This window comes from Janthinobacterium aestuarii (assembly GCF_046113285.1).
GTDB lineage: Bacteria > Pseudomonadota > Gammaproteobacteria > Burkholderiales > Burkholderiaceae_D > Janthinobacterium.
In genome coordinates, this window is sequence record NZ_CP142524.1 from 3,934,362 (window position 1) to 3,957,232 (window position 22,871).

At 62.6% G+C, this 22,871-nt stretch carries 20 protein-coding genes; 10 read left to right on the forward strand and 10 right to left on the reverse strand.

Annotated elements, in window-relative coordinates; all coding sequences use genetic code 11:
• The first annotated feature begins 6 nt into the window (after positions 1 to 6).
• Entirely contained in the window at positions 7 to 1,029 is a 1,023-nt protein-coding gene (locus OX462_RS17595; RefSeq protein WP_083293616.1) for an alpha/beta hydrolase, read from the forward strand.
• Positions 1,030 to 1,135: 106 nt separating this feature from the next.
• Here OX462_RS17595 and OX462_RS17600 read toward each other — a convergent pair whose 3' ends face one another.
• The 7 genes from OX462_RS17600 to OX462_RS17630 all read right to left on the reverse strand — a co-directional run bounded on the left by OX462_RS17600 (position 1,136) and on the right by OX462_RS17630 (position 6,534).
• A complete protein-coding gene (locus OX462_RS17600) occupies positions 1,136 to 1,774 on the reverse strand; it encodes a phasin family protein (RefSeq protein WP_070218260.1) in 639 nt (212 codons plus the stop codon).
• 279 nt (positions 1,775 to 2,053) lie between these two features.
• Complete coding sequence (locus OX462_RS17605) at positions 2,054 to 2,389, reverse strand: hypothetical protein (protein ID WP_070218261.1); 336 nt, start codon at positions 2,387 to 2,389, stop codon at positions 2,054 to 2,056.
• A 27-nt stretch (positions 2,390 to 2,416) separates the two neighbouring features.
• Positions 2,417 to 2,788 (reverse strand): VOC family protein, encoded by a 372-nt coding sequence (locus tag OX462_RS17610; RefSeq protein ID WP_205602343.1) that lies wholly within the window; start codon positions 2,786 to 2,788, stop codon positions 2,417 to 2,419.
• Positions 2,789 to 2,859: 71 nt separating this feature from the next.
• Positions 2,860 to 3,465 carry a pyridoxamine 5'-phosphate oxidase family protein gene (locus tag OX462_RS17615; protein ID WP_409026678.1) on the reverse strand — a complete coding sequence of 202 codons (606 nt, stop codon included), beginning with the start codon at positions 3,463 to 3,465 and terminating at the stop codon, positions 2,860 to 2,862.
• Between the two features lie 11 nt (positions 3,466 to 3,476).
• On the reverse strand, positions 3,477 to 4,754 hold the full coding sequence (locus OX462_RS17620; RefSeq protein ID WP_409026679.1) for a YncE family protein: 1,278 nt from the start codon (positions 4,752 to 4,754) through the stop codon (positions 3,477 to 3,479).
• A 57-nt stretch (positions 4,755 to 4,811) separates the two neighbouring features.
• Positions 4,812 to 5,705 carry a creatininase family protein gene (locus tag OX462_RS17625; protein ID WP_346428573.1) on the reverse strand — a complete coding sequence of 298 codons (894 nt, stop codon included), beginning with the start codon at positions 5,703 to 5,705 and terminating at the stop codon, positions 4,812 to 4,814.
• A 562-nt stretch (positions 5,706 to 6,267) separates the two neighbouring features.
• Positions 6,268 to 6,534, reverse strand: a complete 267-nt coding sequence (locus OX462_RS17630) for a hypothetical protein (protein WP_162995614.1) — start codon at positions 6,532 to 6,534, stop codon at positions 6,268 to 6,270.
• Between the two features lie 350 nt (positions 6,535 to 6,884).
• Here OX462_RS17630 and OX462_RS17635 point away from each other — a divergent pair, with 350 nt between their 5' ends.
• Positions 6,885 to 7,253 (forward strand): hypothetical protein, encoded by a 369-nt coding sequence (locus OX462_RS17635; protein WP_070289735.1) that lies wholly within the window; start codon positions 6,885 to 6,887, stop codon positions 7,251 to 7,253.
• Positions 7,254 to 7,345: 92 nt separating this feature from the next.
• Here OX462_RS17635 and OX462_RS17640 read toward each other — a convergent pair whose 3' ends face one another.
• The 3 genes from OX462_RS17640 to OX462_RS17650 form a co-directional block, all read right to left on the reverse strand.
• Positions 7,346 to 8,986: a methyl-accepting chemotaxis protein gene (locus OX462_RS17640; protein WP_121669086.1), complete on the reverse strand. Its 1,641-nt coding sequence runs from the start codon at positions 8,984 to 8,986 to the stop codon at positions 7,346 to 7,348.
• Positions 8,987 to 9,078: 92 nt separating this feature from the next.
• Complete coding sequence (locus OX462_RS17645) at positions 9,079 to 10,200, reverse strand: patatin-like phospholipase family protein (RefSeq protein WP_409026680.1); 1,122 nt, start codon at positions 10,198 to 10,200, stop codon at positions 9,079 to 9,081.
• Positions 10,201 to 10,512: 312 nt separating this feature from the next.
• A complete protein-coding gene (locus OX462_RS17650; RefSeq protein ID WP_409026681.1) occupies positions 10,513 to 11,439 on the reverse strand; it encodes a LysR family transcriptional regulator in 927 nt (308 codons plus the stop codon).
• A 107-nt stretch (positions 11,440 to 11,546) separates the two neighbouring features.
• On the opposite strand from OX462_RS17650, the gene OX462_RS17655 reads away from it, so the two are divergent.
• From OX462_RS17655 to malG, 8 genes are all read left to right on the forward strand, one after another.
• Positions 11,547 to 13,106: an MFS transporter gene (locus OX462_RS17655; protein ID WP_409026682.1), complete on the forward strand. Its 1,560-nt coding sequence runs from the start codon at positions 11,547 to 11,549 to the stop codon at positions 13,104 to 13,106.
• A gap of 220 nt (positions 13,107 to 13,326) precedes the next feature.
• The gene (locus OX462_RS17660; protein ID WP_070218271.1) at positions 13,327 to 14,544 is read left to right on the forward strand and encodes a maltoporin; all 1,218 of its coding nucleotides are present in this window, start codon (positions 13,327 to 13,329) and stop codon (positions 14,542 to 14,544) included.
• 296 nt (positions 14,545 to 14,840) lie between these two features.
• Positions 14,841 to 15,854, forward strand: a complete 1,014-nt coding sequence (locus OX462_RS17665; protein ID WP_409026683.1) for a substrate-binding domain-containing protein — start codon at positions 14,841 to 14,843, stop codon at positions 15,852 to 15,854.
• 318 nt (positions 15,855 to 16,172) lie between these two features.
• Positions 16,173 to 17,810, forward strand: a complete 1,638-nt coding sequence (locus OX462_RS17670; protein ID WP_409026684.1) for an alpha-amylase family glycosyl hydrolase — start codon at positions 16,173 to 16,175, stop codon at positions 17,808 to 17,810.
• Between the two features lie 84 nt (positions 17,811 to 17,894).
• Complete coding sequence (locus tag OX462_RS17675; RefSeq protein WP_070311949.1) at positions 17,895 to 18,980, forward strand: ABC transporter ATP-binding protein; 1,086 nt, start codon at positions 17,895 to 17,897, stop codon at positions 18,978 to 18,980.
• A 110-nt stretch (positions 18,981 to 19,090) separates the two neighbouring features.
• Complete coding sequence (gene malE / locus OX462_RS17680; protein ID WP_180278956.1) at positions 19,091 to 20,311, forward strand: maltose/maltodextrin ABC transporter substrate-binding protein MalE; 1,221 nt, start codon at positions 19,091 to 19,093, stop codon at positions 20,309 to 20,311.
• A gap of 147 nt (positions 20,312 to 20,458) precedes the next feature.
• The gene (gene malF / locus OX462_RS17685) at positions 20,459 to 21,970 is read left to right on the forward strand and encodes a maltose ABC transporter permease MalF (RefSeq protein WP_409026685.1); all 1,512 of its coding nucleotides are present in this window, start codon (positions 20,459 to 20,461) and stop codon (positions 21,968 to 21,970) included.
• Between the two features lie 9 nt (positions 21,971 to 21,979).
• Positions 21,980 to 22,870, forward strand: a complete 891-nt coding sequence (malG, locus tag OX462_RS17690; protein ID WP_070218276.1) for a maltose ABC transporter permease MalG — start codon at positions 21,980 to 21,982, stop codon at positions 22,868 to 22,870.
• Position 22,871 lies beyond the last annotated feature (1 nt).

Genomic DNA, 22,871 nt, shown 5'->3' on the forward strand with positions numbered 1-22,871 from the left:
GCCCGCATGACGATCCTGCGCACCACCCTGCTCGGTTTGCTGGCGGCCATCCCGCTCGCTGCCGGCCTGGCCGCCTGCTCGCCCTTGACCGCCATCAATGTCTTGTCATCCGGCAGCGCCTCGCAAGTGACGCGCGGCCTGGCCTACGGCCCCCTGCCACGGCAGAAACTCGATGTGTACGCGCCCAAGATCCGTACGGGCCCCGTGCCCGTGGTCGTGTTCTTTTACGGCGGCAACTGGACGACGGGCGAGCGCGCCGACTATGCCTTCGTCGGCCACGCGCTCGCGGCGCGCGGCTACCTGGCCGTGATCGCCGACTACCGGCTGTATCCGGACGTGCACTACCCCGAGATATTGCAGGATGCGGCCCGCGCCGTGGCCTGGGCCGCGATGGAATCGAGCCGCCATGGCGGCGACCCGACGCGTTTGTTTGTCATGGGCCATAGCGCCGGCGCCTACAATGCGGCCATGCTGGCGCTCGACGCCAGCCTGCTGGCGCGCCATGGCATGCGTCCGCACGACTTGCGGGGCTGGATAGGTCTGGCCGGCCCCTATGATTTCCTGCCGATCGAAAACACCATCACCCGGCCCGTGTTCTTTTACCCGGACACGCCCGCCGCTTCGCAGCCCATTCATCACGTGACGGCCGACGCCCCGCCCGCCCTGCTGATCGCTCCAAAGCCCGGCAAGGACAAGCTGGTCGATCCACAACGCAACACAGGCGGCCTGGCCAGTGCCTTGCGCGCGCTGCACCGGTCCGTGACGGAAACCTATTTCGACCATGTGGGCCACGCCACCCTGGTCGCCACGCTGGCCGCCCCGTTGCGCAGGCTGGCGCCCACGCTGGACGCCGTCAGCGCCTTCATCGATGCGAACAGTGGCGCCGGCAACGCGGTCTCGTCGGCGGTCTTGCCCGCAGTCGTGTCAGATACCGGCTCGCCGGCAGGGCCAGCCTTGCCGCCCCGCTCACCTGGCTCAGGCACGCCAGCCCCGGAGCTGCACGCATACGACAAAACGCCCGCCCCGTGAAGGGCGGGCGCTCTGCCCAAACCAATACGCACAATGCCGCGTGCCGGCTGGCCGCAGAGCAAGGCTCGGCCCTCGCGATGCGGCTCAGCTGCAAGCAGCTTCGTACTTACTCTTTACGGCTGGCGCTGCTGCTCTTGCTTTGAGCGGAGCCCGCTTGCGATGCGCTGCCGCTGGCCGAGCTTTCGCTGCCGGACGACTGCTGGCTGCCCTGGTGGCTGGCGCTTTGCAGGCTTTGACCGTCACGGCTTTGCGCACCGCGCTGCTGGTCGCGGTTAGCGCCGTTTTGCTGATAGGCCTGGAACGGTTCGGCCATGCGCTGCATCGCTTCCTGCTGCTTGCGCACGTTTTTCTCCGTTTCTTCCGAAGCGGTGCGGGCCACTTCTTCAGCCAGGGCCTTGGCGGTACGGCTCGTTTCATTCACATGACGCTCTGCCACATTGGCCAGTTCGACCTGCGTATCGGCAGCCAGGCGCGACACCTGTTGCTGATACTTGCGCAGTTGCTCGGCGGCTGGCTGGCCCGAGGCGGCGGCCACCTGGAATACATCTTCGGCGCGCTCGACCGTCAACAGGTTCTGGCTGGTGACCGTGCTTTCTTCCAGCAAGCCTTGCGCCAGTTGCATGTTCAGGTCACTGAAATGCTGCATCGATTGAAACAGCGACTTCGACAGGCCATTGAAGAAAGCCAGCTGCGCTTCCAGGTGATTTTTGGCGGCGGGGGTAACACTACGGGAATATGGATACATGGAGTTCCTCATTAATAGCGGTTGGGTGGACATAAACAGATGGCGACACCACCGGCTGTCGAACGGTGAGACAGACAGCCGGGCTACGCCACGAAACGCGAAAAAACATATCCGATTGGTGGGAAGATGCTTTGCAACGCGAGTCCCAAGGCTACGTGAGCACCGCAGGTGAGGCATGATCTGGATCAAAGGTGCGCTAGGCTGCGCAAAAAGTTTGGGCTGGACGGGTTGCTCTTGGCAAACGTCAGTAACGGAAAGGGAAATCTGTGTCAGGCAAGCTCAGCCAGCGGCGCCCGTGCCCGGCACGACGGGCTTGTAGCCATGGCTGCGCAGCGACGCTTCCAGCCAGCGGTTGCCGTACCAGCCGCGCGCCAGCAGGTAACTGAGTTCCGCGCCGGCCATCAGCAGCATCATCGGGCCGATGCGCATTTCGGTGGCGAGATGGCTGCCAAACCACAGGCACACATCCATTGCCAACATGAGCAGCACCAGCCACCAGCGGCGCTTGGCGACGGCCCAGAACGAACCCAGGAACAGGGCCGGCCAGGAGAAACCCGCTTTGACGTAGGCATAGCGGCCGGCATCATCGGCAAACAGGGTGGCGCTGTGCTTCATGCTGCTCTCTTCAGGTAATGCCCGGCATCAAGGCTCGGGACGGTGGCAGACGGCTTCGACATTATGGCCATCGGGCCCCAGCACGAAAGCGCCATAGTAATTCGGGTGATAGATGGCGCGGATGCCGGGCGCGCCATTGTCCTTGCCGCCCGCTTCCAGCGCGGCCTTGTAGAACGCGTCCACCTGGGCGCGGTTGTCGGCCGCGAAGGCGAGATGCATGCCGGCATGCGCCGCGCCGCCCACGCCGAACCAGAAATCGGGCTTGCCATCCTTGCCCATGCCAACCCAGCCCTGCTCTTCCATCACCACCGAGACGCCCAGAGGCGCCAGGGCGGCGGAAAAGAAAGCCTTGCTGGCCTGTGCATCGCTGACAGTCAAACCGATGTGATCAAGAATCATGGTGGCGCTCCTTGCAGGTAGTGGAAAAGGAAGCGCAGTATGCGCCAGCATTGCCTTTTAGGCAAGCAAAGCTACAGATCCTGCGCGTAGCGGGCAAGCATCTGCTCCTGTGTTTCCAGCGGGCCAATACTGCCCGTCTGGTCCCCGATCATCCGGCCCATCGTCGGCAAGACGGAGCGTTCGACTTGCGCCGTGCTGTCCCACAGGCGCGAACGCATGAGGGCCTTGGCGCAGTGCAAGTAAGCCTCGGCCACGCGCAGGCGCATGACCAGGCGCGGCGGGTTGCGCTCGCCGTCAAAATACGCCAGCAGCGCCGCATCGTCGCTGAGGCTGGCCTCGCCATTCACGCGCAAGGTTTCATCGACGCCGGGAATCATGAACAGCAGTCCCGCCCTGTCCGTCTCGGCAATATTGCTGAAACTGTCCAGGCGGTTATTGCCCTTGGCATCGGGCAGCAGCAGGGTATGGGCATCGAGCACGTGCACGAAACCGGGCGCGCCGCCGCGCGGCGAGGCGTCGAGCTGGCCGCCAGCCCCGCCCGTGGCCAGCACGACGAACGGCGACAGCCCGATGAAGGCGATGCAATGCGGATCGAGGTGGTCGAGCTGCTTGCTCAGCGCCCGCCCCTGCGCGGGCGGATAAAGCGCGCGCAGTTGCTCCAGCGAATCGATTTCCATGCGCCCCCCGCTTAGCGCAGATTGCCCGTATGGCCCAGCGAATAGCGGCCCGGCTGCGGCCAGACGGTCAGACCGTGCGGTTCCTGGCCGACTTTCACTTTGGACACGTCGCCGCTGTTCGTATCGATGCGGTACACCACGTCGTCGAAACGGCCGGACAGCCACAGATACTTGCCGTCGGCGCTCACATTGCCCATGTCGGGGCTGCCGCCACCGGGAATCGGCCAATTCGCCACCACTTTTTCCGTGGCGAAATCGATCACGCTGACGCTGCCCTTACCCTTCGGCTTGCCGTGGATGCGGTGCGTGCCGCGGTTGGCCACGTACAGCTTTTTACCGTCACGGCTCGGGTACAGGCCGTGCGCGCCCACGCCCGTCTGGATGAAGCCGATTTCCTTCAGGGTGGCGCCATCGACGATGTGCACGCCGTCGGCGTCCATGTCGGCGATAAAGAATTTCTTGCCGTCCGGCGAGATGCGTATGTCTTGCGGCATGCCCTTCTTGACGCTGCAGATTTCATTCGCGGGGCCGCCCACGGGGCCGGACTCGGCAAAGCGCTTGGCCGGCATCTGCAATTTCAGGTAACCGTCGACCTTGCGGCCCACCAGGTCGATCTTGGCGATGGTGCCGTCGAATTCGCAGGTGAACATGGCGTAGCGGCCATCGTTCGAGAAATCCGCATGGTTGATGCCGCCGCACTGGGGCGTATCGATCGAATACTGCACCGCCATGGTTTTCGGATCGCGGAAATCGAGACGGTGGCGCGCTTCGGCCACGACGATGGCCGACTTGCCGTCCGGCGTGAAATACATATTGTAGGGATCATCGACGGGCACTTCCTTGCCCGGCTTGCCCGTCAAGGGGTCGACCGGCGTCAGGCTGCCCTTGTCCGTGCGCTCGGCATTGTTCGCCACCCACAGGGTGCGCAAGTCCCACGACGGCACGACGTGCTGCGGGCCGCTGCCGACCTTGAACTTGTCGACCACTTTCAGGCTGTCCTGGTCGATCACGTAGACGTCGTTCGAGCGCAGGTTCGGCACATAGACGCGGCGCAAGTGATCCTTGACGACGGGGCTCATATTGCTGCTGGCGATGCTGCCGTACACGTTTTTCGGGTCCACCAGCGGCGGCATGCCCGGCAGCGGCGAATAGGCGGCCGCCGGCGCCGCGGCGACAGCGGCCGGGGCCGGCGTGCTGGCGCCGATGACCTGGCTGGCCACGCCCAGGCCGGCCAGTGCGGCAGCCAGGGCGGACAAGGTGACGATGGTGCGTCGTTGAGATTTTTTCATGTGTTTTCGCGTCGTTTCGTTGCAAAAGCCGGAAGTTCAGCACTTCCAGCGGAAGATTTACTTATTTCGTTGCAGCAATTGCTTGATGGCAGCCACCGAGGTGTCCACCTGCAGTTTGATACCGATCTGGCCCAGCTCCTTTGTTGCCCGCGTCGCGTCGCCGCGCACGCCGTCCGCCACACCCGGCTTCGCCCCGTGCGCCATGGCCTCGCTGCGCACGAGCGACGGGTCCGTCGCCAGCATCAAGGCCGCGTCCGCCAAGCCCGCGTGCAGGCCGATCTCGGCGCTGCTGTGGCCGCGCTTCTGCAGTTCGGCAATATAGGCCGATTGCGTGATGTCATAGTAATCGAGCAAGGCGTAGGCGCGCGCTTCCTTGCCCGCGGGTGTCTTGCCCCAGGCGCGGTTGAGTTTATTCGCCACGTTCTGCTCGTTCTTCTGGTAACCACCGTGATCGCCAAGGAAAATGATGTCGCGGAAGCCATGCTGGCGCAGGCTGGCGGCGGCCCCTTCCAGCACGGCTTCGAAGGCGGCCGGCGGTATCGAAATCGTGCCGGCAAAGCGCATGTGGCCGGCCGGCGGCGAAATCGCGCCTTCCGGCACGTAGGACACGACGGGGGCGACGATGGTGTTACCCAGCTGCTGTGCGATCTGGCGCGCCAGCAAGCCGGCGCGCACATTGTGCTTGCCCAGTGCGATATACGGCCCGCTCTGCTCAACGCCGCCGATCGGCACGAGCACGGTGGTGGCGCCGTGCTCGATACGGCTGCGCAACTCCGTGCTGGTCAGTTCTTCCAGCATGACGCTGCCGCTGGCAGGCGCGGCCGCCATGACGGGCGCCGTGCCCAGCAGAGACGACAACGTCAGGACGAACAGGGAAACGAGGGGCTTGCGTGAAATACGGAGCGTGGATGGCGCACACGGCGCCGTTCGCTGGGGGAACTGCAGAGTCATAAGCCAACATCTTTCCGAGGTCAAAGGCGCCGTGCCCGGCCTTGCCAGGCAAGCTGGCTGCCACGCAGGAATTGTATTCCATCATGACGGGAAGGGCACGTTAATTTGACGCGGCAGTTTGCGAGGAATTGACCTGGGGCAGCGAATGGCGCAGCGTCGTCCGCATGAACAGCGAACGCCGTGTCTGATCAGGAGGACCATGCCGACGCGCTAAGTAACCCCCAATAAATTATTGTGATTTCTGACTGCCATAACCGGCGCTCTGCGGCGTTGCTCACTGCTAGCAGTGCCCGCACTGCGTCGCAGCGAGCGCCTTGCACAGCATCCGGTTCTGTTCGTCATAAATTCACACTAATTTCCCGAGGATTACTTAGAAATTGCCGACAAGCCGTTTGCTTCTTACGTTTGCTTCTTACGTTTGCTTCTTACGTTTGCTTCTTACGTTTGCTTCTTACGTTTGCTTCTTACGTTTGCTTCTTACGTTTGGTTATTACGTTTGCTTATTACGTTTCACGACATCGCCGCTACCCGTCAAGAACAGCCGCAGGTAGTTCGCTCGAATTTACTCAAGCGTATTGCGCCTGCGCCATGCAATAAAACGGCCCAGTGCGGCGCCCGTCATGACCGAGATCAAAAGCCAGCCTTTGACCTCTGCCTCATCCTGAGAAATAACCATCCAACTGCCCATGCCAACGACGAAACCTGCCAAGCCGCCGTAGCCGATGTACATGCGCCGATCCAGATTGTCCACGGTTTGTTGCAACGCTTCAGGACGGGCAATTGCTTCCTGTATAAGGATGGTTCCACATTCGAGGCAACGTGCACTCATGGCTGAATTTTGGGCATTACACACTGGGCAGGTCATCGGCGGCCGAAAAGAAAAGTGGTTAATTGATATAACGTGGCCGAGGATAAAATTTCCAAGAGGCAACTTATATAATATAACATGCCTGTTAGCTGTTTTTCAAAAAATGGTCCGCCAACCGTAATGCGATACCGATATCTGAAACTTTGGCATGGCACCATATTTATTTCCACATCAGCTTGAATAACCCAAGCTTGCACCCTGGCGCTTACGCGAATGTGACAATGTGTGATGTTTCCATGTGGAAAATTTGCTATCGTTGATGGCATTCCTTCCTTATCTTCAGATTGAATCTGATTAAAACCATCCTCTCAATGAAAAGAATATCAACTGCTTTCCTTATTTATCTGACCTTCTGCTCCGCTCTGGCCTTTGTTGACTTCGATTGGGATGCGGAAAACGAACAAGCCGCAAAGTCATCAATCTATAAGCAGACGCTCTACATGAACAACGTCCAACGACAGGCATATATAGACGACCTCGAAACCATCCATTCTGCGGGCATGATGGGGGGAGTAAACGGCAGACGCCTGCATGGAAATGAGGCCAGCGATATTCACGATTTGGCGAACCAGATTCGTCAAAAAACAGGGAGGAACATCGTTGAATTTCCCTCCAAACCGTTTGGCGAGGCCATTTCCAGCTTTTTCAAAATCCCATTTATATTATTGATTAATAAATAGAAAAAACGTTTACTTGGGAATATGGCGTCGATGCGTCAAAGCAGGTGTGGAAGCCTTCCAGCACCTGACAATGACATACGGCATGCCCGAGTTCATCCCAGCATGCGGCGCGCCGGTTGCGCTGCGCGGCGCGGGGCCGTTTCGGGAGCCGGCAAGCCGCCCGCCACCTTCAATGATTTTTCCTTGGCATCGCCGCGCAGGCGGAATACGGCCACCACATCGACCAGTTCGACGGCGCGGTCCTGCAGCGAGGATGCGGCGGCCGCCGCCTCTTCCACCAGGGCCGCGTTTTGCTGGGTGACCTGGTCCATTTGCGAAATGGCCTGGTTCACTTGCTCGATGCCGGCGCTTTGCTCGTGGCTGGCGTTGGCGATGTCGCCCATGATGTCCGTCACGCGGCGGATGCTGGCGACGATTTCTTCCATCGTCGCGCCCGCCTGGTCGACCAGCGCGCTGCCCGTGTTGACCTTATCGACGGAATCCTCGATCAAGCCCTTGATTTCCTTGGCAGCCGCGGCCGAACGCTGCGCCAGGTTGCGCACTTCCGTTGCCACCACGGCGAAGCCGCGGCCCTGCTCGCCCGCGCGGGCCGCTTCGACGGCCGCATTCAGCGCCAAAATGTTGGTTTGGAAGGCAATGCCGTCGATCACGCCGATAATGTCGGCGATCTTCTTCGCCGATTCATTGATCGAGCCCATCGTACCTACTACTTGCGCCACCACGGCGCCGCCCTTGCGCGCCACGTCCGAGGCGGACACGGCCAACGAGTTCGCCTGACGCGCATTGTCCGTATTCTGGCGCACGGCCGAGGTCAGCTCTTCCAGACTGGAGGCCGTTTCTTCCAGCGACGACGCCTGCTGCTCCGTGCGCACGGACAAGTCCGCGTTGCCGGCGGAAATCTGCGCAGCCGCCACGCTGACCGTATCGGCCGAGGCGCGCACGGTGGCGATCACGCCGACTATGCGCTCCAGAAACTTGTTGAAGGCGGTGGCCGTGCGGCCCACTTCATCCATACGCTCGACGGGCATGGCGGCGGACAGGTCCAGCGAGGCGCTGACTCTCTCCAGCGTATGTTCGATATTGCCCAGGCCGCCACTGATGGTGCTGTAGATATGCCAGGCCAGCGCGCCCGTCAACAGCACGGCCACGCCCAGCACGGCCAGCATGGTGTTGAACGCCGTGTCGTAGGCGGCCAGGCTTTCCGCTTTGACATCGTCGACCAGCTTGTTGTTGTAGGCGATATGGTCATCCATGCTCTTTTTCGCGGCGGCGGCCGTGATGGCCAGCGGCGTGCCGGCCAGCAAGGTGGCGCGCACGCCATCCATGTCGCCCGCGTAGGCGGCGGCAAAGAATGGCACGAGCGCGCGGCGGTACGCTTCCATGGCGGCCTGGTCGGCGTCGAGCATCTTGCTGTCCGTCGCGTCGTACAGGCGCTCGGCGCGGTAGGTAGCAATCACTTTGTCGAAATTCGTGTTGGCGTCGGCCACGGCCTTGTCCAGCGCCGTCTTGTCGGCCAGATTCGAGAATACGGACAGGCGATAGCCGGCCAGGCGCGAATCGGCCAGGAAACCCTTGGCCGCATTCAAGCCCTGAATGCTGGGAATGATGCGGTTTTGCACGGTGTCGAAACGTTCCTGGGCGCGCTGTAGCTGGATGGCGCCGCCGGCGCCCAGCAATAGCAGGGCCAGCAAGGCGATGGTGAGGGTCAGAATGAGTTGCTTGGTGATATTCATGGTGTTTCACAGTAAAAAGGTGGCCTGGCAAGGCCAGGCGGGATGAGTAGCTGCCGATCAGGTGGCCGGGACCGGTGGCAGACGGCGCGGGCTTAGGCCGCCAGCGGGGCTGCGTCAGGCGTGCGGCGCAGCAAGTCACCATGCTGGCGGCAAAACGCCAAGCCCGCCTTGTGGCCCACGTCGAACAGCAGTTGCATGTTCGAGCTGGACCAGTCCAGGGTGTCGGGCCAGTGCTGTTCCGGGATGCCGCCCATCAAGTCGAGCTTCAGCAGACGCCGCTTGGGCTGGCCCGTGCGTGCATCCGTGTTGTGCTCGAGCTCAAACAGGCGCAGCTCGCTCTTGGAAATTTTCACCAGCGGCGTGATGATGGAGCGCACCCAGGCGTCGTACAGGTTGCGCGGCTTGCGCAACAGGCGCTCGTCGCCGAGGATGTCGAGGATGACCAGGGTGTCGGCGTCATGGTGCTCGCCCTTGCCTTCGATAAACGGGTCGAAATTGAGCGTGTCGAGGGCCGCGCCTTCGATGTAGTCGTCGCCGTCGATGGTCGTCGGCGCATACAGGAAGGGAAACGACAGCGCGGCGCGCACGTGGATGGGTTCGATCTCGTGCTTGCCCCATATTTGCATGCGGTGCTCGCTGAGGTTGTAGGCATTGATGTAGAAATCGGGGCGCATGCGCGCCACGCCCGAGAAGTCGACGGCTTTTTCCAGGAAGGGCAAATGCGCGCACAGGCCCAGGCTTTTCGCGGACAGGTCCGATGGCGACAGCGACGACACCATCAGCTTGCCCCAGTCCGACCAGGCCGTGGGCACGCCCGCAAACGTTTGCTGGAACGCCTGAAAAAAAGGATTGTTGGCCGGCGGCTGGAAAGCGTCGCGGAAGGTGCTCGCGTGCATGCCCGGCTTCTGGAATACCTTGTAGTTGATAGGGATCATCTTGTAGATGCTGTCGGCCACGCCCGTGTCGGCCCAGCTTTGCAAGGCCTGGCGCGGCGTGGCCTCGTGCGGCGTCGTGTAAAGCAAACCCATCAGCACTCCCGCGCCGGACGCGGAAATGACGTCGAACTCGATGCCCTCATCGAGGAAAGCGGCCAGCGCGCCGGCGATCAGGGTGGAATTTGGTGCACCGCCACCCAGCAGCAAACCCGTTTTGCGGGCCGGTTTCGCGGTCGCGGCTGGCGCCGGATCCGGCGGCGTCGTCATCACTGTCTTCATGCACACTCCCTGAACGGAACGGGGCAGTCACCCCTTAATTGTTGGTTACTACACGCTTATGGCGCCTAATCCTGCACATGTCCCCGCAACCGCCGAAGCGATGCAATGTTGCAGAAACAGATATGAAATTAACATAAATAAATTCCTTATGGCAATTTCAATAACGTATGACTGGTATTCAGGAAGGGCATAAGCTGATGCTGTGCGGCATTGCTTGATGCGGCGCAGCAAATATAAATTTAGCGGATTAGGATTAATCGCTTTGGGGTAGGAATATTCCCCAACCCGCCGCCAGCGCGGGGGCCAGAGGTATCAAGCGATGGATGCAGGGTCGGGAGGGGACGCGGAAAAATGCAGGTGGGTACACAGATGGTCAACAAAGACGCGAATTTTGGGCGACAGGTGGCGGCTCGACGGCCACAGCACCCAGAACTTGCTCGAGTACAGCAAGCTGTCGGCCAGCACGGCTTGCAGTTCACCGCGTGCGATGGCGTCGCGCACGATAAAGTCGGGTAAATAGGCGAGACCCACGCCCTGCGTGGCGGCACCGATCAAGGCTTCGATATTGTTGCAAGTCAATGCGGTCGGCAAGCGCAGCTCGCCGCCGCTGTCGTCCTCGGCGCGCTGCAGCGCCCATTCCTGCAACTTGCCCGTGGTGGGAAACTTGTAGCGCACGCAGGCATGCCCTTCCAGCGCGCGCGGCGAGGCCGGCACGCCATGGCGGGCGAAGTACGCGGGAGAACCGACGATGGCAAAGGCAAACGGCCCCAGTTCGCGCGCCATCAGCCGCGAATCCGTGAGCGTTCCGCTGCGCACGGCCACGTCGACGCCCTCGGCCACCACGTCGACCAGGCGGTCGTTGAAATCAAGGTCGAGCTCGATCTCCGGGTACTGGCGCGTAAAGTCGGCCAGCAGGGGCAGGATGATGCGGTAGCCGATCACGGGCAGGCTGACGCGCAGCTTGCCGCGCGGCGCCTCGGCCAGGTGCGACAGTTCCGCCTCGGCATCGCCCAGGTCGGCCAGGATGCGCTGGCAGCGCTCGTAAAACAGCGCGCCCTCGTTGCTCAGGCTGATGCGCCGCGTGCTGCGGTTGAGCAGGCGCACGCCCAGCTTTTCTTCCAGCCGCGCCACGCTCTTGCCCACGGCCGAAGCCGACACGCCGAGCAGCCGCCCGGCCGCCACATAACTGGAAGTTTCCGCCGCGCGCACGAAGGCGGCTATGCCGTTCAAATTATCCATGCGACCTCAATTAGGGAATATTTGTCCGTTATGAGTGGATTTTCAGCCACTTTCTCATGGATTGCATCCATATTATCATCAAATTCCCTCTTTCTGGAATCATTCCCATGGATACGAATCACCGCATGCAGACTGCCTCCGCGTCCCGGCGCGCCTTCGTGCTGGCCGCCGTCTGCCTCGCTGCGCTGTGCATGCCGCTCAGTTTTACGGGACCGGCCATCGCCATTCCCGCCATCGCCGCCGACCTGCGCGGCACGCCGCTGGCGCTGGCCTGGATCACGAATGCCTTCATGCTCAGCTTTGGCGGCTGCCTGATGGTGGCCGGCGCGCTGGCCGACCGTTATGGCCGCAAGCGCGTGTTCTTGCTGGGCATGGCTGTGTTTTCCGCCGCCGCGCTGGCCTTGGCGGCCGCGCCCGCCATCCTGTGGCTCGACGTGCTGCGCGCCGTCCAGGGCCTGGGCTGCGCCATGGCCCTGTCGAGTGGACTGGCGGCCCTGGCACAGGAATTCGACGGCCCGGCCCGCGCGCGGGCCTTCAGCCTGATCGGTACGGCCTTCGGCACGGGCCTGGCCTTCGGCCCCTTCCTGGCCGGCACCTTGATCACGCACACGGGCTGGCGCGCCATCTTCATCGTCACGGCCGTGGCCGGCCTGGCCGCCCTGCTGGCCGCCGCGCGCGCCATGCGCGACACGCGCGACCCGCAGGCGCAAGGCGTCGATTGGCCCGGCGCCCTGACGTTTACGGGCGCGCTCTCCCTGTTTACCTATGGCTTGCTGCAGGCGCCGCACAAAGGCTGGGGCAGTGCCGCCAGCCTGGGGCTGTTCGGTGGCGCGGCCTTGCTGCTGGCCGCGTTCATCCGCGTGGAGCGGCGCGCCGCGCGGCCCATGCTGGACTTGACCCTGTTCCGCCTGCCCGCCTTTGCCGGCGTGCAATTGCTGGCCGCCGCGCCCGCGTTTTCCTTCGTCGTGCTGCTCGTATTGCTGCCGGCCCGCTTCATCGGCATCGAAGGCTACAGCGCGCTGGAGGCGGGACGCATGATGATCGCCCTGTCCGCGCCCATGCTGGTGCTGCCGGTCCTGGCCGGCCTGGCGGCGCAACGCCTTGCCGCCGCGCACATCTGCGCCAGCGGCCTGCTGCTGGCGGCGGGCGGCTTGCTGTGGCTGTCGACCTGCGCGCCAGGCCAGTCGCCCACCAGCTTGCTGGGGCCACTGCTGCTGATCGGCTGCGGCATCAGCCTGCCCTGGGGCTTGATGGATGGCCTGGCCATCAGCGTCGTGCCCGTCGAGCGGGCCGGCATGGCGGCCGGCATCTTTAACACGACGAGGGTGGCGGGCGAAGGCCTGGCGCTGGCCATCGTCAGCGCGCTGCTGGGCACGTTTACTGTCGCGGCGCTGGGCCACGCCGACCTTGCCGGCATCGGCGCGGAACAGGCGGCGCACGCGGGCTCCTTCCTGGCGCTGGGCGAGCTGCGCCATGCGGCCACCCTGCTGCCGCAGGCTGGCGCCGCCGAACTGGCGCAAGCGTACGGCACGGCCTTTTGCCACTTGCTGTATGTGCTGGCCAGCATTACGACGACCTCGGCCCTGCTGATTCTGGTCTTCCTGCGGCATCCTGCCCTTGCCGCAACGGACTCGACCACCCTGCCCGCCTGCGACACTCCCTCCTGATCTCCCCCTGCCATACACGGCGGCGCCCACGCGCCGTCGCCCGCCTTTGATGTTTCTCCGCAACACCCACAAAGTTTCCGAGCGACGCCAAGAACAAAACGAGTTTACTTATCAAAGCGCTTTGAACTATACTCAAAGCGCTTTGAAACATAGTTAAAGCGCTTTGGTTGTGCAAAGTGATGCGCGCCGATCCCACATCTATAAAAACACTGGAGACACAATGAACAAATTTTTCTTGAAAGCGTTGCCAGCGGCAGTGCTCATGGCCTTGAGCGCGTCGGCCCAGGCAGCCCTGCCGATCGACTTCGGCGGTTACATCCGCTCGGGCATCGGTACCAGCAGCGAAGGCGGCAAGGAAGCGTGTTTCGGCCTGGCCGGCGCCTCGTCCAAATATCGTCTGGGCAATGAGTGCGAAACCTACGGCGAGCTGAAATTCGGCGGCGAGGCCTTCAAGGCCGCCAACGGCACCACTTTCCGCATCAATACCCTGGTGGCGTTTTCCGTGAACCAGAACCAGGACTGGGAACAATCGGACCCGTCGTGGCGCGAAATGAACGTGGTGGCGGACAAGATCGGCACGGGCGCCTTCGCCGAAGCGCGCGCCTGGGTCGGCAAGCGCTACTACGACCGCCAGGACGTGCACATCACCGATTACTACTTCTGGAATAACAGCGGCCCTGGCGCCGGCCTGGAAAACATCGACCTGGGCGCGGCCAAGCTGGCCTACGCCATCGTGCGCACGGCCGACGACGGCGACAGCAAGCGCATGGGCCTGTCCCACGACTTGCGCTTCTCCGGCATCAAGGTCAATCCGGACGGCGAACTGACCTTGGGCCTGCAATTCAACCAGAAACGCAACGCGCAAGGCGCAGCCCCCATCGCCAGCGGCCACTTGCTGACCATCATGCATACGCAAGGCAATCTGCTGGGCGGCTTCAACAAGGTGGCACTGCAGTACGGCAAAGGCAGCGCGGCCAACACGGGCGGCTTCAGCCTGGGCGCCAGCAAGGATGACAAGGTCGTGCGCCTGACGGAACAAATCATGATCCAGCCCAAAGGTTCCTGGTCGGGCATGGGCACCTTCGTCTACGAAGACAAGGAAACGGCAGGCGTGAGCAGCAAGTGGACGTCGATCGGCGCGCGCCCCGTCTACCACTTCACGGACAACTACAGCCTGGCCGTGGAACTGGGCCACGACATCGTCAAGCCGGAAGGCGGCGAAAGCCGCAACCTGACCAAGCTGACCTTCGCGCCGCAACTGTCGGCCGGCAACAGCTTCTGGTCGCGCCCCGTGCTGCGCGCCTTCTACACCTACGCCAAATGGAACAAGGCAGCCCAGTCGGCCGCCGCGGCGGAATCGGCGCTGTCGTCAACGGGCGTGTTCGGTGGCAAGACCAATGGCAGCTCGATGGGCTTCCAGGTGGAAAGCTGGTGGTAATCGCCGGCATCTAGAACGTCGGCAAGCGTCCCCGGACGCTTGCCGGTGGCAGCAACACCGCCCGCATTTCGGGGCAGGCAGTAACCGGACCCACCATTTCGCCGCTGCACGCGATGGCCGGCAGCTTCAATGTAGTGATTCAGCAGTATCCTCTTTTAGCGCGGGCGCCCCTGGGTTTGCCCGCGTATTTTTTTGGGCGCCGCCGCAGGTCATACCCCTGATCATTCCGGCATTTATCAGATAAACTACCCTTCATCGCACCGCATCGCTCCCGACCCACCCCATACGCAGCATCCATGAACCTCAAAAATCTCGCCAGAACGCTAGGAATATCCGAAACCACCGTCAGCCGCGCCTTGAATGGCTATCCGGAAGTGAGCGAACGCACGCGCGAGCGGGTGCTGGCCGCCGCGCAGGCGGCCGGCTACCGCCCCAATCCCATGGCGCGCAGCCTGGCTGTGGGGCGCACGAACATCGTCGGCATCATCTACCCGCTGATGCCGAACGACCTGGCCGACCCCATGTTCATCGACATCGTGGGCGGCATGTCCGAAGCGCTGGAAGCGCAGCAGATGGACATGATGATCGCGCCCGCCTCGGCCACCAACGAATTCCACACGTATGAACGCATGGTCAAGGGCCGCCGCATCGATGGCTTGATCGTCGGGCGCACGAAACCGTTCGACGAGCGCATCGCCTACCTGGCGCAGCAGGGCATGCCGTTCGTCGCGCATGGCCGCACGCAGCTGAACCAGCCGCATGCGTGGTTCGACTACGACAACGAAGCGGGCATGCGCCTGGCCGTCGAGCGCCTGGCGCAGCTGGGCCACCAGCGCATCGGCCTGATCAGCGCCACGCCGGACCTGAACTTCGTGCGCCAGCGCGTCGAGAGTTTCCAGCACGCCATGCAGGCGGGCGGCCTGGCCGTCGATCCCGACAACCTGGTCGACAATGCGCACGACCGCCGCGCCGGCTACCAGGCCATGCAGCGCCTGCTGGCCCGCTCGCCGCGCCCCACCGCCGTCATCGTCGACAACCACATGTCGGGCGTGGGCGCCGTGCGCGCCCTGCTCGACGCGGGCATCGCCATCGGCCGCGAAATGTCGCTGATCGTCTGGGGCGTGATGGAAGATTCCCTGGCCGGTCACAACGTCACCACCGTCGTCCAGCCCGACCCGCGCGGCGCCGGCGCGAAGATGATCCACATGCTGCTGGCCCTGATGGACGGCACGCCCGTCACCGAGCTGCAGGAACTGTGGCCGTGCGAACTGTTGCCGGGCGAGTCGGCGGGGCCGGTAATCCACGCCTGATTTACCCCTAGAGCAAACTACAGGGGTCGGACACTGCATTGGAATGCATCCCATTGGGACGCATTCCCCCTCAGGGTCCGACCCCAGCCTCCGCTTGGGGTTTCGTAAAACGCCCTCTTCCGCTCTGTTTTGCCCTCCTGAATCACCCTCATAAAAAAATCGTATGTCTGGCGCGTGTATCGCTTTACTTTTCAAAGCGCTTTGAACTATACTCATTTCATACCCAAAGCGCTTTGAATTTTAAAATAAGACGTTCGCCTACCAACCAGCAGCGCCGCCCTGATAGCCACGGCTACAGGCACTTTTAAGAAATCATTCATGCCGACCATTCAGAACAATCTCGCCCACCTGCCCGCCGACTGGTGGCGCAGCGCCGTCATCTACCAGGTCTATCCACGCAGCTTCCTCGACAGCAATGGCGACGGCATCGGCGACTTGCCCGGCATCACCTCCAAGCTCGATTACATCGCCGCCCTGGGCGCCGACATCGTCTGGATCTCGCCCTTCTTCACGTCGCCGATGAAAGACTTCGGCTACGACGTGGCCGACTTCTGCGACGTCGATCCCATGTTCGGCACCCTGGCCGATTTCGACCGCCTGGTGGCGCGCGCCCATGAACTGGGCCTGAAAGTGATGATCGACCAAGTGCTGTCGCACTCGTCCGACGTCCACCCGTGGTTCGTGGAAAGCCGCTCCAGCCGCGACAATCCCAAGGCCGACTGGTATGTGTGGGCCGACCAGAAACCGGACGGCACGCCGCCAAACAACTGGCTCTCCGTGTTCGGCGGTTCGGCCTGGCAATGGGAGCCGCGCCGCGGCCAGTACTACCTGCACGATTTTCTCGTCAGCCAGCCCGACCTGAACTTCCACAACCCGGCCGTGCAGCAGGCGCAGCTGGACAACCTGCGTTTCTGGCTCGAGCGCGGCGTCGACGGTTTCCGCTTCGATTCCTGCAATTTCCCCTACCACGACCAGTTGCTGCGCGACAATCCGCCCGCCGCGCAGCGCGATGCGAGCAGCGTGTCGGCCATCAACCCGTACGGCATGCAGGCGCACATGTACGACAAGACGCAGCCGGAAAACATCGCCTACCTGCAGCGCGTGCGCGCCATCCTTGATGAATACCAGGCCATTTCCATCGGCGAAGTGGGCGACGACAATGCGCTGGCCACGATGGCCGCCTACACGGGCGCGGACAAGCTGCACATGGCTTACAGTTTCAACCTGCTGACGGCCGAGTTTTCCGCCGCGCATATCCGCAAGCAGGTGGAAGAATTCGAGGCGCAAGTGGCCGACGGCTGGGCTTCCTGGTCCGTGGGCAACCACGACAGCGTGCGCGTCATGACGCGCTGGGGCGGCCAGAACCCGTCGCCGTCGCTGGCCAAGGTGGTGCTGGCCGTGCAGGCGGCTTTGAAAGGCACGCCCTGCCTGTACCAGGGCGACGAGCTGGCCCTGACGGAAGCGGACATTCCTTTCGAAGCGCTGCAAGACCCGTACGGCATCCCGTTCTGGCCCCAGTTCAAGGGCCGCGACGGCTGCCGCACGCCGATGCCATGGGTGGCCGATGCGCCGCATGGCGGCTTCAGTAATGCCAAACCCTGGTTGCCCGTGCCGCCCGAGCATCTGGCGCGCGCCGTCGATGTGGAAGAAAACGATGCCGGCTCGCCGCTGCGCTTTGCGCAAAATATCCTCGCCTGGCGCCGCACCCTGCCGCAATTGCTGCGCGGCGACATCGTCTTCTTCGATGCGCCGGAACCCGTGCTGGCCCTGCGCCGCGACTTGCCGGGACAGCCGTCCGTGCTGGCCGCCTTCAACCTGGGCACGGAGGCGGTCACCTTCGCCTGGCCTGACGCGGCGCCAGCAGCCGGCCTGGCCGGTCACGGCTTGCCAGGCAGTAAAGATGGCCAGCAGATCAGCCTGCCCCCGCATGGCGGCTGGTTCGGTACGCACGCTTAAACAGTACCCTTTGGCGGCCATGCCGCCAATTACAATAACGAGCCCCGCGCATCAGCGGGGCCAAATTGAGAGAACGAGGACGACATGGCTGGACTGAAGTTAACAGGCCTGAAGAAGGCATATGGCGACGTGCAAACCCTGCACGGCATCGACCTGGAGATCGCCGATGGCGAATTCATGGTCTTCGTGGGCCCGTCGGGTTGCGGCAAATCGACCTTGCTGCGCAGCATCTGCGGCCTGGAAGAAATCAGCGGCGGCGACTTATTCATCGGCAAGACGCGCATGAACGACGTGCCGCCCGCCAAGCGCGGCATCGCCATGGTGTTCCAGAGCTACGCCCTGTACCCGCACATGAGCGTGGCACAGAACATGGCCTTCGGCCTGAAACTGGCCGGCATGAGTAAAGTACAGATCGCCGACGCCGTGCAGCGCGCCGCGCAAATCCTGCGCATCGAACCTTTGCTCGAACGCAAACCGAAAGATTTATCGGGCGGCCAGCGCCAGCGCGTGGCCATCGGCCGCGCCATCGTGCGCAAACCCGACGTCTTCCTGTTCGACGAACCGCTGTCCAACCTGGACGCCTCCTTGCGCGTGCAGATGCGCATCGAACTGGCGAATCTGCACCGCGAATTGCGCTCGACCATGATTTACGTCACGCATGACCAGGTCGAGGCGATGACCCTGGCCGACCGCATCGTCGTGCTCAACGCGGGCCGCATCGAGCAGGTGGGTGCACCGCTGGAGTTGTACCACCATCCCGCCAACCTGTTCGTGGCCGGCTTCCTCGGTTCGCCCCGCATGAACTTCCTCAAAGGCAAGATCCACAGCTACATCGACGGCGTGGCCACCATCGCCACGAATGCGGGCGGCATGCTGCAGGCGGCGTTGACGCAGCCGCTGGCCAGCGGTATGCCCGTCACCGTCGGCGCGCGCCCCGAGCACGTGCAGGCATGCGCGCCCGGCGCCGCTGCCGCCATCACGGCCACCGTGCAAGCGGTGGAAAAACTGGGCGACATCAGCTATCTGTATGTGCACGTCCCGGGCGGCGACGAGCCGCTGGTGGTGCGTGCCGATGCGGATACGGACTGGGCGATTGGCCAGTCCGTGGCGCTGCAGGTGGCGCCCGCCCGCGTCCACGTGTTCGACGAGCACGGCCAGACCCGCACCTGATCTATCCGCTTTAGGGGCCAGGCGCTACAGGCGCCGCCTGGCCTGGTTGCATCGTTTCAGCCTTGATACTCAACATAAACTTAGCATAAAAAAAGATACTGGAGATTGACATGTCCTTCACGCACCCGAAACGCAGCTTCATCAAAACCACCCTGATCGCCGCCGCCCTGGCCGGCATCGGCAACCTGGCCGCCGTCAGCATGGCGAACGCGGCCGAAGCAGGCACCCTGTTGATCTGGATCAATGGCGACAAAGGCTACAAGGGCCTGGCCAAGGTCGGCGAAGAATTCACCAAGAAGACGGGCGTCAAGGTCGTCGTCGAACACCCGGAAGATGCGCCGAACAAATTCCAGCAAGCGGCCGCCGCCGGCAAGGGCCCGGACATCTGGATCTGGCCGCATGACCGCATCGGCGGCTGGATCGACGCAGGCTTGCTGCAACCAGTAACGCCAAGCAAGGAAGCGCGTGCCGCCATCCTGCCGCTGGCCTGGAACGCATTTACCGTGGGCGGCAAGACCTGGGGCTACCCGATCTCGATCGAAGCCGTCGCCCTCGTCTACAACAAGGACCTGGTGCCGACCCCGCCAAAAACCTTCGAGGAAATCGCCGCGCTGGACAAGAAACTCTCCGCGCAAGGCAAGAAAGCCATCCTGTGGGATTACACGAATACCTATTTCACGTGGCCGCTGCTGGGCGCGGGCGGCGGCTTCCCGTTTGAAGTCAAGTCCGACGGCCGCTACGATGCAGCGAAAACGGGCGTGAACAATGCCGGTTCGCAAGCCGGCGTGAATGCGCTGATGAGCCTGATCAACAGCGGCGCCATGCCGAAGGGCGCGGGCTACGCGGAAATGGAAGCGGGCTTCAACCAGGGCAAGATCGCCATGATGATCAACGGTCCATGGTCGTGGGACAATGCGCGCAAATCGAAGATCAATTACGGCGTGGCAACGATTCCTACCGTGGCAGGCAAGACGGCCACCCCATTCGTGGGCGTGCTGGGTGCGATGATTTCGAAAGCCAGTCCGAACAAGGACCTGGCGACGGAATTTCTGGAAAACCAGATGCTGCAGCTCAATGGCCTGAAAACCATCAACGCCGACGTCCCGCTGGGCACGCCAGCTAATAAAGTGCTGTTCGCGGAATTGAAAGCCAATCCGAACATCCAGGCGACGATGGAAAGCGCCCAGGCGGGCCGCCCGATGCCGAACAACCCGGAAATGGGCCGCTTCTGGTCGTCGATGCAATCGGCGCTGGAAAACATCACCCAGGGCCGCCAGACGACCAAGGATGGCCTGGATGCGGCGGCGAAGCGGATTACGACCGCCAATTAATTAGCTTTAGGTAGGTCGGATTAGGCCCGAAGGGCCGTAATCCGACAACATTGTTGGCGGCTGATGTCGGATTACGCGGCGCAGCCGCTAATCCGACCTACGCCACCACGCTTGACATCCAGCATCCATCTTCACAGGTATCCCATCGTGCGCAAGTTTATCGGCCCTACGGTATTGACCATCAGCATGGCGCTGGGTCTGTATCTGCTCTTCATGTTGTACATTTCCGGCCAGACCATGCTGGCCGCCGTTTTCCTCGGCTTGCTGACCCTGACGACGTTTGTCTTCACGTCGCCGCGCGCCTATGCCTACCGTTACCTGTTCCCCGGCATCACGGCGGTAATCGTCTTCGTGCTGCTGCCGATGGTGTACACGGTGTCGATCGGCTTTACCAATTTCAGTTCGCGCAACCTGCTCACCTACGACCGGGCCACGCAATACCTGCTCGACGAGACGCAGCGCGTGGAAAGCGCCGGCTATGCCATGACCGTGCATGCCGACAACAAGGAATACCGCTTGCGCCTGGAAAGCCCGGACACGGGCGAAGTGCTGCTGACGCCGCCGCTAGCCCTGAAGCGCGCCGTCCCGCTGAAGGTGGACGTGGCGCCGGCTGACCCCGTGCAGGCGCCCGTGCTGGCCCCTGCCCTGCCCATCAAGGACATCATCGCCCTGCAAAAGGACTTGAAGCTGCTCACCCTGGTCCTGCCGAACAAGATCGAGCTGCGCATGGTGGGCTTGCGCGAATTCGGTCCCGTCGCGCATGTCTACAAGCAATTGCCGGACAAGACCCTCAAAAAAGTCGCCACGGGCGAACTCGTGACGCCGAACTTCAAGACGGGCTTTTATGAAATGCCGGACGGCACCAAACTGGAACCGGGCTTCAAGGTCAATGTGGGCTTTGCCAACTTCGTGAAAATCTTCTCCGATGAAGCGTTCCGCGGCCCCTTCCTGCGTATTTTCGTCTGGACCATCGTCTTCGCCCTGATCAGCGTGGCCACCACGACGGGCCTGGGCATGGTGCTGGCCGTGCTGCTGAACTGGGATGCGCTGCGCTTCCGCGGCCTGTACCGTACCCTGCTGTTCCTGCCCTACGCCGTGCCGGGCTTTATCTCCATCCTGGTCTTCAAGGGGCTGTTCAACAACAACTTCGGCGAAATCAACCTCGTGCTCGACGCCCTGTTCGGCATCAAGCCCGCCTGGTTCTCGGACACCACCCTGGCCAAGGCCATGATCCTGATCGTCAACACCTGGCTCGGCTATCCCTACATGATGGTCGTGTGCATGGGCCTGATCAAGGCGATCCCGTCGGACCTGTACGAAGCGTCGGCCCTGGCCGGCGCGGGACCGCTGACGAATTTCTTCAAGATCACCCTGCCGTTGATCATCAAGCCGCTGACACCGCTGATGGTGGCCAGCCTGGGTTTTAATTTCAATAATTTCGTGCTGATCAGCTTGCTGACGGGCGGGCGTCCCGATTTCCTCGACACAACGTTACCGGCCGGCACGACGGACTTGCTCGTGTCCTACACCTACCGTATCGCGTTCGAGGATTCCGGCCAGAACTTTGGCCTGGCCGCCGCCATCTCGACCCTGATCTTCTTCCTCGTGGCCGCGATTTCGCTGGTCAACATGCGCCTGACGCGCATGAACAAAGCATAAAGGACAGTAATGGCTATCGTTGTCGACCGTTCCAACCGCTGGCGCATCCTGGCGGCCCACGTCGCCGTAATCGCGCTGATCGCGCTGGTGATGTTCCCCTTCCTGATGATCTTGTCGATCTCCTTGCGACCAGGCAACTTCGCCTCGGGCAGTTTGATCCCGCCCGAGATCAGCTTCGAGCACTGGCGATTGGCGCTGGGCATGTCTTACCAGGCGCCCAACGGCGCCCTGGTCGAGCCGGACTTCCCCGTGCTGCTGTGGCTGTGGAATTCCATCAAGGTGGCCAGCATGAGCGCCACCGTCACCGTGCTGCTGTCGACCACGTGCGCGTATGCGTTCGCGCGCATGCAGTTCCGCTTCAAGTCGCAGACGCTCTCCGCGCTGATGCTGCTGCAGATGTTCCCCGCCGTGCTGGCCCTGGTGGCCATCTACGCCATCTTCGACGTGCTGGGCAGCTACGTGCCGTGGCTGGGCATCGACCACCACGGCAGCCTGGTGCTGGCCTACACGGGCGGCATCGCGCTGCATATCTGGACCATCAAGGGCTATTATCAAACCATCCCCGTCGAGATCGAGGAAGCGGCCAAGGTCGACGGCGCCACGCAATGGCAGGCCTTCGTCTACGTGCTGCTGCCGATGACGGTGCCCATCCTGATGGTGGTGTTTTTGTTGTCCTTCATCGGCGCCATCATCGAATACCCGATCGCGTCCGTGCTGCTGCATGAACAGAACAACCTGACCCTGGCCGTCGGCTCGAAACTGTTCCTGTACGAGCAAAAATACCTGTGGGGCGACTTCGCCGCGGCGGCCATTTTGTCCGGCTTGCCGATCACGGCCGTGTTCCTGCTGGCGCAAAAATGGATGATCTCCGGCCTGACGGCCGGCGGCGTGAAGGGCTGAC